The sequence below is a fragment of the Streptomyces sp. NBC_00859 genome, assembly GCF_045161865.1.
In the GTDB taxonomy this organism is placed as follows: domain Bacteria; phylum Actinomycetota; class Actinomycetes; order Streptomycetales; family Streptomycetaceae; genus Streptomyces.
This window is the reverse complement of the sequence record NZ_CP108826.1, coordinates 699809-713800: the sequence shown is the minus strand read 5'-3', so window position 1 is coordinate 713800 and position 13992 is coordinate 699809. Positions and strand designations below refer to the sequence as shown.

Sequence of the window (13992 nt, the reverse complement as noted above, 5' to 3'; positions counted from 1 at the left end):
CGTGACACATACGTCACGGACCACCGTGGGCGTCCAGGGCGGCCATCGGGCCAGGCCGGTCACGCATGCGACGCATGGGGCAGTCGACACCGGACCGCGGCCGACGACCCTTCCGGGCCCCACCATGACACCGCCCCAACCGGCCCATCAAGAAGCTCAGTTGAGCACCCGAGGCGGTGTGTCAGTCCTGTCCAACCGGGGCGTGCGCGCAGTTGAACGATCAGCGGCCCAGCGTTGACCCGGCCGCGTACAGCGGGGGCATAGTGGCCGTCCGGCCCTGCCGTCGGCTCATCCGACGACGTGGCCGAAGCCGGGGTTCCAGCCTCGGAACTCCCGGCTTCCGCCCGCCCCCCGTCCGGTCGGGAGCCGGGAGCACGGACCGCTCGCATGACGCATCCGACGGAGGACGATGTGCCCCTGCGCCAGCCGACCGCCGCCGAGCCCGTACGGCGCGTTCTGTTCGCTCCCGTGCCGATCGCACCGATCTCGCAGTATCTGGCCCAGCTGAATCATGCACGCGCCGGACCCCGGCGGGCTGGGGCCATCGCCCCGGGCAAGGTCACCGTGCAGCACGCCGCGCACAGCACCGGACACTCCGCCGACGCCGTATATGTGAGGACACATCAGGATCGTTCGCGGACCGGAAGGCTACGCGCATACGCCTGTCGTGCCGGCGAACCCCCACGGCGGGCCGTCAAGGAGCAGCCATGACCATGAGCGAGGCCTGGGCCCGCCCCACCGACGCCACACCCGACAGTGAAGCCGCCTACCGCCGCCGGTTCATCGACACCAAGCAGCAGTTGACGGCCACACACTTGCACGCCGCGGCGTGTCAACGGCGCATCCTGGGCGAACTGCTCGCCGACAACGCGGATACCGCCTTCGGCCGCGAACACGGTTTCGGCAGCATTCGCACCATCGACGACTACCGCTCGGCCGTCCCCGTGCGCACGCAACCCGACTACGCGTCATGGCTGGACCGGTCCGCCGCCGGAGAGCGGCGCGTCCTCACGCCGGAAGAGCCCCGCATCCTGTGCACCACCAGCGGCTCCACCGGCGACCGCAAGCGCATTCCTGTCACGGAAACTTTCCTCAGACGGGGATATCTGCCCTCCCTCCAGGCGGCGATGGGCGTGCCGGCCCTGTACCACCCCGAAGCCTTCGCACGCGGCGCCGCATCGCTCAACCTGCACCACGATCGCCTCGCGTACCCCGCCAGCAGCCCTTCTGGCCGGCCCAGTCTCGCCCCCGGCCAGGCGGACCTGCTTGGTGGATTCGGTGTGCGCCTGGAGGAACCGGGCTCGCGCGCCCCCTGGGCGGAGCTCCCCGTGCCGTTGGCCGACGACGCCCACCTCGACCAGCTGTATGTCCGTGTACGCATGGCCGCTGAGCACGATGTGCGATCCGTGATCGGCCGCAACCCGACGATGCTCGCGATGCTGCCGGAGTTGCTCGCGCAATGGTGGCCCGCCCTCCTCAGGGACATTCGCGACGGCACGTACCTGACACGCCGGGGCGGGATCCCGAATCCCGCGCGCGCCGCCGAGCTGGAGCGCCGCGTGGCCGCCCTGCCCCACGGCAGGCCCACACCGGCGGCGATCTGGCCCCACATGCGGCTCCTGTACTGCTGGACCGGGGGTGCGGCCGCCCTCTATTTGCCCCGGCTGACCCAAGCGTACGGATCCAACGTCGCGGTGCTTCCCGCACCCACCGCAGCCTCCGAGGGGCCCGTCGGCGTCCCCTTCGACGCCCACCCCACCGCAGGCCCGCTGGCCGTCTCCTGCGCGCTGTACGAGTTCGTCGACGCAGACATGGACGTGGCCCCCGACAGCCCCACTCTGCTCTACGACGAGCTCGAGGCGGGACACGACTACCATGTCGTGCTCTCGCACCACGGAGGGCTGTACCGCTACGCCTTGGGCGACATCGTGCACGTCGTCGACCAGGTCCACGATGTGCCCCGCGTCGAATACGCCGGGCGCGACACGCTCCGCGACATCGCCGGCGAGCGCCTGCGCGAACTGCACATCGTGCGCGCACTGCGCGAGGCCACCCGCAGCGCTCGCGTCGACATCGTCAACGTGACCTGCCGCATCGAACAGCGCGACTCTCTGCAGCCCCACTACACGCTGGCCGTCGCCACGCGGGAACCGCTACCCCTGACCATGCTGCTCCGTTTCCAGGACCTGGTGGACAAGGAGTTGGGCCGCGTCAGTCGCACCTACCGGCACGCCCGGTCTATGGGCGCGCTCGGCCCGGCGCGCGTCGTCGTGGTGTCCGCCGCCACGTTCACCGAGCACTGGCACCGACGGCTGGCATCCGGGATGCGGCCGCCCGAGATCAAGGACCAGGTGTTCCAGCACGACGATGCCGCCTGGGCACGGATAACCAGCTAGCAGTCGAGGAGTCTGCACCATGACCGACCTGAGCACCACCGGCGACACGATCCCCACGAACGACCTGCGGAACTGGAAGCCACGGGAGATACGCCCCGCCGGGGCCACCGGCGCCGACGGCATACGAGAACGCCTTGCTGCCCTGGGCGACTTCGGCGAGCTGCTGGCCCGGGCCAAGGCCGTGGTCTTCCGCGGCTTCGCGGTGGCCGAACAGGATGTCGCGACAGTGAGCGCCCTGCTGCTGCCCAACCGGCTCGGCTATATGCACGGCACCTCGCCGCGCACCCAGCTCGGCGGGAATCTGTACACCTCCACCGAATACCCGCCGCACATGACCATCGCCATGCACAACGAGCTGTCCTACAGCCACCACTGGCCGGAGCGGCTCTTCTTCTACTGTGCCACCACCCCCGGCTCCGGCGGGGCCACACCGGTCGTGGACGGCGGGCTGTGGATGGAGTCTCTCGATGCCGAGGTCCGCGAGGCCTTTGCCGCCGGCATCCGCTATACCCAGAACCTGCACGACGGCTTCGGGCTCGGCCGCAGTTGGCGCGAGACCTTTGAGACGGATGACAGGAAAACGGTCGAAGCCTTCCTGGAGTCCGGCACGTTCGACTGGAACTGGACCCCCGACGGCGGACTGCGGATGATCAGCCCGATCCGTCCGGCCACGTACACGCATCCCATAACGGGCACTGCGGTGTGGTTCAACCAGGCCGACCACTTTCACCCGGCCGCCCTCGGCGACGAGACCGCGCGAGAACTCGCGCAGATCCTTCCGCGCGAAGAACTGCCCCAGTCCGTCACCTTCGCGGACGGCAGCCCCATCCCCGACGCATACATCCTCCATATCCACGACCGGGGCCTGGAGATGGCCGTCGATGTCGATTGGCAGCAGGGCGACCTGATGGTCATCGACAATGTCGCGGTGGGGCACGGTCGACGCCCCTTCACCGGGGATCGCAGAGTGCTGGTCGCCATGTCCGACTGAGCCACCCCCGGTCACACGGATGGGGCGCCCACCAGCACGGCGGGCGCCCCATCCACGTGCCGTTCACGCGGACTTGATGCGCACCGGCATGGCTTCCGGGCCGTTGACCACGATCGAGTCCAGCAGCTTCGGCTGGCCGTCCAGTTCGATGTGCACACCCCGACTCAGCAACTCACCGTACAGCAGGCGCAATTCGACCTTAGCCAACATACTGCCCAGGCAGAAGTGCTCACCAAAGCCCAGGGCCAGATGGCGATTGGGGGTGCGACGCACGTCGAAGACCCCGGGATCAGTGAAGACCGATTCGTCGCGGTTGGCTGAAGGCAGCCAGAGCACCACCTTGTCACCCGCCTCGATCCGCTGTCCGTGGATCTCCGTCGGCCGCACCGCCGTCCGCATGATGTGCGTAGCCGTCGAAGTCCAGCGCAGCACCTCCTCGACCGTGGACGCCAGTAGCCCGCGGTCATCGCGCACCGCCTGCCACTGCTCAGGGCGTTCGAGAAGTGCCAGCATGCCGCCGGCGGCCGCGATACGGGTGTTCTCGGTGCCACCGACCAGCAGGTTGTCGCAGTTGAGGATGATGTCGTCAGGGCTCAGCCGTTCTCCCTCAACCTCTGCCGTTGCCAGCGCGCTCACCAGGTCATCGCCCGGGTCCTCTGCCTTCTCCGCCTGGAGTGTTTCGAAGTACCCGAGGATGTTGAGGTGCGCAAAGCGGCGCGTGGGCGGGTCGCCGGCCGCGAACGCCTGGCTCGTCAGGTCGTACAGATACTCCCAGTCAGACTCCGGCACCCCCATCATCTTACAGATCACATAGAGTGGAATCCGCGCCGCGACATCCGCAACGAAGTCACAATTTCCCCGCTCCAACGCGGTGTTCACCACACCCCGGGCGATGCCCTGCATCTCCGACTCCAGCGCGCGCACAGACCGCACCGCGAACCAGCCGTCGACCAGCCCCCGCAGCTGCTTGTGCCGTGGCGCGTCCGTCAGCGCCAGCGTGCGACCGCCGCCCGGGTCCGCGCCGTGCTCGGTCGGCCGCAGCAGAATGCCCTGCGCCGAACTGAACGTATCCGCGTCCCGGTACGCCGTGCGGATGTCGTGGTAGCGGGTCAGCGACCAGAAACCTGGCAGCTCGGCCGGCTCGTGCCAGTGCACCGGATCATTCGCGCGCAGCCATTTCCACTGCGCAAACGGATCGCCATGGGAATAGAGTTCGGGATCCGTCAGGTCGATGTGCGGCGCTGGCTCAGGCATATGGGTGCCTCACAAAATATATGGATGATTAGGAACGTTGCGACGACGCGTGACACGACCGGGATTAAGTCCGGAATTTACTGGATCCATCATCCGATCCGCGCTCTGGCTATAGGTGTCATTCACCGTCCCAGGCGCCATCGCGGCGTGTCAAGACCGTCCAGGGAACCTGTGCCGTAACCGTCCAACTGCCGTACTTGCGCGGTTGAACGCTGCCGAATGCGCATTGATCACCGTGTGAAGGTGGGCCATAGTTGGCCGCCGCTTCAGGTGCTTTATTGAGTGTGGAAATTTTCGGGTCACAGCTTTGTGCAAGAGGAGCTGGGCGGCCGTGAGCATGCCCCGGTTGAGGCATCCCGTGCTGTTCCGGTCGACTAGTCAAACGATTGGAGTGCGCGGGCATGACCAAGAACGAGGGTGGCCTTTGCGAATTGATGGGCGGGCAGCTCGGCATCTGGTACGCACAGAAACTCGCCCCCCAAAACCGGTCCTTCTTCCTCTCGGAGTACATCGAGATCCACGGAAGGATCGACCACGACCTGCTGGTCCAGGCTGCCGGCCTCCGCGTCCGTGAGATCGAGACCGTGCGTCTGCGTATGCGCGTCATCGACGGAACCCCGATGCAGTACCTGCACGATGCCGACGACTATCCCGTCCAGATCATCGACGTCAGTGCCCAAGCCCACCCTCATGCCGCCGCCCGGGCCTGGATGGAGGCCGACCTCGAGCGCCCGGCCGAACTCGACGGCGGACCGCTGTTCAACAACGCGATCATCAAAGTCGAAGAAGAGCTCCACTACTGGTATGTACGCCCCCATCACCTGATCTTCGACGGACAGAGCGGCTTCGTCCTGGCCCAGCGGGCTGCTGACATCTACCGCGCGCTGCTGGAAGACCGAGACCCCTCGCAGGGCGCCCCCGAGCCGTTCTCGGTACTCCACGATGCCCACCGGGCCTACCGCACATCGGCGCAGTACGAAGCCGACCGGCAGTACTGGCTCGACCGGCTCTCCGACCACCCCGCCGTGCGCGGCACCGACGCACACAAGTCCCGCCGTGCCCAACACGCTCCGCTGCGACACACCGACGGCGTGGCCAGCACGGCGGCCGACCTGCTCAAAGCAGGTGCACGCCGCCTCGTTACCAGCTTCCCCGGACTGATGATCGCCGCCGCCGCCATCTACGAGCACCGTGTCACCGGCGAGCGCGAGATCACCGTCGGCCTGCCCGTACGGGCACGCCCGGACAAGCGAACCCTCGGTGTCCCCGGAATGACCTCGAACATCCTGCCGCTGCGCCTGAGCATCGGTCCCGAGACCACCGTTGAGCAGGTCATCCGTCAGACCTCCAGTGCGATACGTGAAGGAATGCGCCACCAGCAGTACCGCTACAAGGACATGCTGAACGACCTCAACATCGTCGACGGCGACCTGTGCGGGCTGCACATCAATGTGATGGCCTTCGACTACGACCTGCGCTTCGGTGACTGCCCCACCATCACCCACAACCTGTCGACCGGCCCCGTTGACGACCTCCGCATCGACATCTACGCCCGCGACGGCATGCAGATCAACGTCGATGCCAACCCCGACGTCCATGACCTCGCAGAAATAGCAGCGGTGTCCCGCCACTACCTGAGCGTGGCGAATTGGCTGGCGGCCGCCGCCCCCGACGCCCTCGTTGCCCAAGCAGACCTCCTTTCTGCTGGTGAGCGTGGGCGGGTGGTGGTGGATTGGAATGACACGGGTGTGGGTGTGGTGTCGGGGACGTTGCCGGGGTTGTTTGCGGAGCAGGTGGCGCGGACGCCGGATGCGGTGGCGGTGGTGTTTGAGGGTGAGGTGGTGTCGTTTGCGGAGTTGGATGTGCGTTCGAATCGGTTGGCCCGGGTTCTGATTGCGCGGGGTGTGGGTGTGGAGTCGGTGGTGGGGGTGTGTTTGGAGCGTGGTGTTGAGTTGGTGGTGGCGTTGCTTGCGGTGGTGAAGGCGGGTGGTGCGTATTTGCCGGTGGATCCGGAGTATCCGGTTGAGCGGGTTGCTTATGTGCTGGAGTCGGCGGGTGCTGCTGTGGTGGTCACGGTTTCCGGGTTGGTGGGTTTGTTGCCGGGGCGTGTGGATGGTGTGGTGCTCGATGAGGTGGATGTTTCGGGTATTGCGGGTGGTGGGTTGTCGGGTGATGAGTGTGTGGTGTGGGCCGAGAGTCCGGCGTATGTGATTTTCACGTCGGGTTCGTCGGGTCGGCCCAAGGGTGTGGTGGTGTCGCATGCGGGGATTGTGAATCGTTTGGGGTGGATGCAGGACCGGTTTGGGTTGTCGGCGGGTGAGCGGGTGTTGCAGAAGACGCCGTTTGGTTTTGATGTGTCGGTGTGGGAGTTTTTCTGGCCGTTGCTGGTGGGTGCGGTGTTGGTGGTGGCGAAGCCGGGTGGGCACAAGGATCCGGAGTATCTTGCGTCGTTGATTAGTGGTGAGGGTGTGTCGACGGTGCATTTTGTGCCGTCGATGCTGGAGGCGTTTCTGGCGGGGCCGTCGGTGGGGGAGTGTGGTTCTCTGCGGCGGGTGGTGTGTTCTGGTGAGGCGTTGTCGCCGGCGGTGCAGCAGTCGTTCTTTGCGGTGTTGCCGGGGGTGGAGCTGCACAATTTGTATGGGCCGACGGAGGCGTCGGTGGATGTCACTGCCTGGGAGTGTGTGCCGGGGGGTGGGTCGGTGCCGATTGGGGCTCCGGTTGCCAATACGCGGACGTATGTGCTGGACGCGGGTTTGCAGCCGGTTCCTGTGGGTGTTGCGGGTGAGCTTTATCTTGCGGGTGTTCAGCTGGCCCGGGGATACGCGGGCCGTCCGGGCCTGACGGCGGAACGGTTCGTCGCCGACCCGTTCTCCACCACGGGCGGTCGTCTGTATCGCACAGGTGATGTGGTGCGGTGGTCGCAAGGTGGCCAGTTGGAGTATCTGGGCCGGGCGGATGAGCAGGTCAAAATCCGTGGTTTCCGTATCGAACCGGGCGAGGTCCAGGCCGTGGTGGCCGCCCATCCGCAGGTTGCCCAGGCCGCGATCATCGCCCGCGACGACGTGCCCGGGGATAGGCGCCTGGTCGCCTACATCGTCCCGACCGCCGCGCACAGCAGCCGACTCGAGGAATCCATCCAGGAGTTCGCCGCCCAGCGGCTGCCCGAGTACATGGTTCCGTCCGCGATCGTGACCCTGGACAGTCTGCCGCTGAGTGTGAACGGGAAGCTGGACCGCAAGGCACTGCCCGCCCCGGACTTCGGTGGGCTGGCCGGTGCGGGGCGCGGTCCGGCAAATATCCGCGAAGAGATTCTGTGCGCGGCCTTCGCCGAAGTCCTGGGCCTCGACCAGGTCGGCGTCGACGACGACTTCTTCCGGCTCGGCGGCCACTCCCTCATGGCCGTACGCCTCATCGAAATCCTCCGCGGACAAGGCGTCTCGATCTCAATGAGGTCCCTCTTCGACGCTCCTACGCCATCCGCGGTGGCGCTTTCCGCGGGCGCCGAAGAAATCGTCGTTCCGGAGAATCTGATCCCGGTTGGCGCCTCGGAGATCACGCCCGCCATGCTGCCGCTGGTTGAACTCACCGCCGACGAGATACAGCAGATCGTCGCGACCGTCGAGGGCGGTGCGCCCAATGTGAAGGACATCTACCCGCTCGCTCCGCTCCAGGAAGGCCTGCTCTTCCACCACCTGCTCGCCGACGGCGGCGACGACGCATACGTGATGCAGGCCGTCTTCGAGTTCGACGCACACGTACGCATCGATGCCTTTGCGGACGCACTGCAGCGGGTGGTGGACCGCCACGACATCTTCCGCACGTCCCTGGCCTGGGAAGGCCTCCTCGAGCCGGTCCAGGTCGTGTGGCGCCACGCCACCCTGCCCGTCACGGATGTGGTCCTTGACGCACTCAGCGCCGACCCGGTCGCCGCCCTCGTCACCGCCGGCGGCGCGCGCATGGACCTGGGGCAGGCCCCACTGCTGGACCTGCACGTGGCGGCCGACCCCGGCAGCGACCGCTGGCTCGTGCTCCTGCGCATCCACCACACGGTCCGCGACCACACCGCCCTCCAAATCGTCCTCGACGAGGTGCAGGCGTTTCTCGCAGACCGGGGGGAAGAACTGCCCGAGCCCCTACCGTTCCGCAACTTCGTCGCACAGGCGCACGGCACGATGGACCGCAGCGGGCACGAGCGGTACTTCGCCGATCTGCTCGGTGATGTCACCGAGCCCACCGCCCCTTACGGCCTGGCGGACGTGCGCGGCGACGGCTCGCACGCTGTCCTCGAACTACTTCCACTGCAGCAGGAGCTGACCGTACGGCTCCGCGCAGCCGCGCGCCGCGCAGGCGTCAGCACCGCGACCGTCCTGCACGTCGCCTGGGCGCGGGTCCTTGCGGCGGTGAGCGGCCGCGAGGACGTGGTCTTCGGCACCGTCCTGCTCGGCCGCATGAACGCCGGCTCGGGCGCCGACCGCGTGCCCGGCCCCTTCATGAACATGCTTCCCGTGCGCGCCCGCACCGGCGAACTCGGTGTCCTCGCCGCCGTTTCCGCGATGCGCGGCCAGCTTGCCGAACTCCTCGAACACGAGCACGCACCGCTCGCCGTCGCCCAGCGCGCCAGTGGAGCCACCGGCGACACCCCCCTGTTCACGTCCTTCCTCAACTACCGGCACAACGCCGGCCTGGACGCCGAAACGAGTTGGGACGCTGCCATGGAGGGCACGCGCCTGCTGTTCGCACGCGAGCTCTCCAACTACCCCCTCGCACTCCTCGTCGACGACAACGGAAACGAGGTCGGACTGTCCGTTGACGCGATCGCCCCCATCGACTCCGCCGCCGTGGCCGAGCAGGTGCGCACTGCTCTCGAACACCTCGTCCACGCACTGGAATCCGCCCTAGACGGTGGACCCGACCTGCCCCTGAGTGCTGTTGATGTCCTTTCTGCTGGTGAGCGTGGGCGGGTGGTGGTGGATTGGAATGACACGGGTGTGGGTGTGGTGTCGGGGACGTTGCCGGGGTTGTTTGCGGAGCAGGTGGCGCGGACGCCGGATGCGGTGGCGGTGGTGTTTGAGGGTGAGGTGGTGTCGTTTGCGGAGTTGGATGTGCGTTCGAATCGGTTGGCCCGGGTTCTGATTGCGCGGGGTGTGGGTGTGGAGTCGGTGGTGGGGGTGTGTTTGGAGCGTGGTGTTGAGTTGGTGGTGGCGTTGCTTGCGGTGGTGAAGGCGGGTGGTGCGTATTTGCCGGTGGATCCGGAGTATCCGGTTGAGCGGGTTGCTTATGTGCTGGAGTCGGCGGGTGCTGCTGTGGTGGTCACGGTTTCCGGGTTGGTGGGTTTGTTGCCGGGGCGTGTGGATGGTGTGGTGCTCGATGAGGTGGATGTTTCGGGTATTGCGGGTGGTGGGTTGTCGGGTGATGAGTGTGTGGTGTGGGCCGAGAGTCCGGCGTATGTGATTTTCACGTCGGGTTCGTCGGGTCGGCCCAAGGGTGTGGTGGTGTCGCATGCGGGGATTGTGAATCGTTTGGGGTGGATGCAGGACCGGTTTGGGTTGTCGGCGGGTGAGCGGGTGTTGCAGAAGACGCCGTTTGGTTTTGATGTGTCGGTGTGGGAGTTTTTCTGGCCGTTGCTGGTGGGTGCGGTGTTGGTGGTGGCGAAGCCGGGTGGGCACAAGGATCCGGAGTATCTTGCGTCGTTGATTAGTGGTGAGGGTGTGTCGACGGTGCATTTTGTGCCGTCGATGCTGGAGGCGTTTCTGGCGGGGCCGTCGGTGGGGGAGTGTGGTTCTCTGCGGCGGGTGGTGTGTTCTGGTGAGGCGTTGTCGCCGGCGGTGCAGCAGTCGTTCTTTGCGGTGTTGCCGGGGGTGGAGCTGCACAATTTGTATGGGCCGACGGAGGCGTCGGTGGATGTCACTGCCTGGGAGTGTGTGCCGGGGGGTGGGTCGGTGCCGATTGGGGCTCCGGTTGCCAATACGCGGACGTATGTGCTGGACGCGGGTTTGCAGCCGGTTCCTGTGGGTGTTGCGGGTGAGCTTTATCTTGCGGGTGTTCAGCTGGCCCGGGGATACGCGGGCCGTCCGGGCCTGACGGCGGAACGGTTCGTCGCCGACCCGTTCTCCACCACGGGCGGTCGTCTGTATCGCACAGGTGATGTGGTGCGGTGGTCGCAAGGTGGCCAGTTGGAGTATCTGGGCCGGGCGGATGAGCAGGTCAAAATCCGTGGTTTCCGTATCGAACCGGGCGAGGTCCAGGCCGTGGTGGCCGCCCATCCGCAGGTTGCCCAGGCCGCGATCATCGCCCGGGAGGACACCCCGGGCGATAAACGCCTGGTCGCCTACGTGGTCCCGGCCGAGAAAACAGACCCGGCCGAACTCTCCTTGCGTATCGCTGAGTTCGTCGGTGATCGGCTGCCCGCCTACATGGTTCCGTCCGCGATCGTGACCCTGGACAGTCTGCCGCTGAGTGTGAACGGGAAGCTGGACCGCAAGGCACTGCCCGCCCCGGACTTCGGTGGGCTGGCCGGTGCGGGGCGCGGTCCGGCGAATATCCGCGAAGAGATTCTGTGCGCGGCCTTCGCCGAAGTCCTGGGCCTCGACCAGGTCGGCGTCGACGACGACTTCTTCCGGCTCGGCGGCCACTCCCTCATGGCCGTACGCCTCATCGAAATCCTCCGCGGGCAGAACGTTTCCGTCTCCGTGCGTGCCCTGTTCGATACTCCGACAGTTGTCGGCCTGGCCGCCTCCGCTGGGGCCAAGCAGGTCGTCGTTCCGGAGAATCTGATCCCGGTTGGCGCCTCGGAGATCACGCCCGCCATGCTGCCGCTGGTTGAACTCACCGCCGACGAGATACAGCAGATCGTCGCGACCGTCGAGGGCGGTGCGCCCAATGTGAAGGACATCTACCCGCTCGCTCCGCTCCAGGAAGGCCTGCTCTTCCACCACCTGCTCGCCGACGGCGGCGACGACGCATACGTGATGCGAGCGGTTCTCGAGTTCTATGTACGGGAGCGAGCGGATGCCTTCACGGACGCACTTCAGCGGGTGGTGGACCGCCACGACATCTATCGCACCGCGTTCGTGTGGGAGGGCTTGCCCGAGCCGGTCCAGGTCGTGTGGCGCCGGGGCACCCTCTCGGTGGAGGAGGTCGCTCTCGACCCCCACGGCACCGATCCGGTGGCCGAATTGGTCGCCGTGGGTGGCGCGTACATGGACCTGGGCCAGGCGCCGCTTGTCGGCACCCACGTCGCCGCCGACCCTGGCAGCGACCGGTGGCTGGTTCTCGTACGTATGCACCACACGGTCCGCGACCATACGGCGCTGCAGGTTGTCCTCGACGAGGTCGAAGCGATCCTGGCGGGGCATGGCGAGGAGCTGCCCGAACCGCTCCCATTCCGGGACTTCGTCGCCCAGGTGCGTGGCGGGACCGCCCGCTCGGAGCACGAGCGGTACTTCGCCGAACTGCTCGGTGATGTCACCGAGCCCACCGCCCCTTACGGCCTGGCGGACGTGCGCGGCGACGGTGCCGACACGGCCCACGAAGTCGTCCCGTTCTCCCCGGAATTGGACACACGTCTGCGCGCCGTGGCGCGGCGCATGGGCACCAGCACTGCGACTGTCCTGCACGTCGCCTGGGCGCGGGTCCTGGCTGCCGTCAGCGGACGCGAGGACGTGGTCTTCGGGTCGGTTCTGTACGGGCGGCTCAACGCGGGCGCCGGAGCCGACCGAGTGGCCGGCCCGTTTATGAACACCCTGCCGGTACGCCTGCGGACCGACGAATCGGGCGCGCTCGCGGCGGTTTCCGCGATGCGCGGTCAGCTTGCCGAACTCCTCGAGCACGAGCACGCACCGCTCGCCGTCGCCCAGCGCGCCAGCGGAGTCACCGGCGACACCCCCCTGTTCACGTCCTTCCTCAATTACCGACGCAACCTCGGCCGTGCCGTCGATGAGGGCATGGACGGCGTGCGGCTGCTCCTGGTGCGCGAACGCACTAACTACCCCCTGGTCGTCCTGATCGACGACTACGGGGACAGCACCGAGGTGGCGGTGGACTCCGTCGCGCCCATCGACTCCCACGCGGTCGGTGTCGCCGTCCGTACAGCCACGGAGAACTTGGTGGCCGCGTTGGAGGCTGCACTTGACGGCGAACCGGACCTACTGCTCCGCTCGATCGACGTGATGGCTGAAACCGAGCGTTGCCGGGTGCTGGTTGGATGGAACGACACGGCCACCGATGTCGAACCTGCCTTCATGCACGAACGCTTCGAGACACAGGCTCTCCGTACGCCGAATGCCGTCGCGATTGTCGCTGAGGGCGTTGAGGTGTCGTTTGCGGAGTTGGAGGTGCGGGCGAACCGGATTGCGCATTATCTGATTGGTCAGGGTGTGGGTGCCGAATCCCTGGTGGGGTTGTGTCTGCCGCGTGGTGTGGACATGATCGCGGCGATTGTGGGGGTGTGGAAGGCGGGTGCGGGTTATCTGCCGATCGATCCGGCGCAGCCGACGGAGCGGGTTGCGTTCATGCTGCGGGACAGCCGGGCCGCGCTGGTGCTGACTGCCGAGGAGTTTTTGGATGATCTGCCGGCGGGGCGTTCGCGTCTGGTTGCCCTCGACGGCACGTTCGTGCAGATGCAGCTGGCTGGTCTCCCAACAGAGCGCCCGGGTACCCGTGTTGAAGCGCAGTCGTTGGCGTATGTGATCTATACGTCGGGTTCGACGGGTCAGCCCAAGGGTGTGGCGGTGACGCACGGGGGTCTGGCCAACTATGTGGCTTCCGTCCCCGGCCGGGTGGGTTTTGGGAAGCCTGGCGCGCGGTACGCGCTGCTCCAGGCGCAGGCAACGGATCTGGGGAACACGGTGGTGTTCGCCAGTCTCGCCACCGGCGGTGAGCTGCACATTCTGGATGAGGGTGCGGTCACCGACCCGCAGGCTGTTGCGGCGTATCTTGCCGAGCACCGTATCGACCACTTCAAGGCTGTGCCCTCGCACCTGGCGGCGCTCTCCGCCGCCGGTGGTTTCGATGCTGTGCTGCCGGCAGGGTCACTGGTTCTGGGTGGTGAGGCTCCGTCGCCGGCATGGCTGCGGGAGCTGCTCGCGGTGGCCGGTGAGCGGGAGGTCTACAACCATTACGGGCCGACCGAGACTACGATCGGGGTGGCGACCACCCGGCTGACTGCCGAGCAGACAGCCGCCGGTGTGGTGCCGGTCGGCACCCCGATCGCCAACACCCGTCTCTATGTGCTGGACACCTTCCTTCAGCCGGTGCCGGCCGGGGTGGTCGCGGACCTGTATGTCGCGGGTGCGGGGCTGGCACGCGGGTACATCCGACGAGTCGGCCTGACGGCGGAGCGGTTTGTGGCGA

The 13992-nt window shown here is 66.8% G+C and carries 5 protein-coding genes (1 of these 5 running past the window's edge); 4 read left to right on the top strand and 1 reads right to left on the bottom strand.

Translation table 11 applies throughout. The features are described 5' to 3' along the window. The first annotated feature begins 387 nt into the window (after positions 1 to 387). The 3 genes from OG584_RS02885 to OG584_RS02875 are packed head-to-tail and all read left to right on the top strand — an operon-like array spanning position 388 to position 3387. Entirely contained in the window at positions 388 to 711 is a 324-nt protein-coding gene (locus OG584_RS02885) for a DUF6182 family protein (protein ID WP_405774643.1), read from the top strand. After that, complete coding sequence (locus tag OG584_RS02880; protein WP_405774641.1) at positions 708 to 2396, top strand: GH3 auxin-responsive promoter family protein; 1689 nt, start codon at positions 708 to 710, stop codon at positions 2394 to 2396. Before OG584_RS02885 ends, OG584_RS02880 begins: the two co-directional genes overlap by 4 nt. Before the next feature lie 19 nt (positions 2397 to 2415). Further along, positions 2416 to 3387 (top strand): TauD/TfdA family dioxygenase, encoded by a 972-nt coding sequence (locus OG584_RS02875; protein WP_405774639.1) that lies wholly within the window; start codon positions 2416 to 2418, stop codon positions 3385 to 3387. Positions 3388 to 3450: 63 nt separating this feature from the next. On the opposite strand, the gene OG584_RS02870 is transcribed toward OG584_RS02875, so the two are convergent. Continuing rightward, positions 3451 to 4641, bottom strand: a complete 1191-nt coding sequence (locus tag OG584_RS02870) for a cytochrome P450 (protein WP_405774637.1) — start codon at positions 4639 to 4641, stop codon at positions 3451 to 3453. 401 nt (positions 4642 to 5042) lie between these two features. Here OG584_RS02870 and OG584_RS02865 point away from each other — a divergent pair, with 401 nt between their 5' ends. Beyond that, a protein-coding gene (locus OG584_RS02865) for an amino acid adenylation domain-containing protein (RefSeq protein WP_405774635.1) crosses the window boundary here: on the top strand, positions 5043 to 13992 show its 5' portion. It continues 3950 nt past the right edge of the window; the window shows 8950 of its 12900 coding nt (coding positions 1-8950); its start codon is at positions 5043 to 5045; its stop codon lies beyond the right edge, outside the window.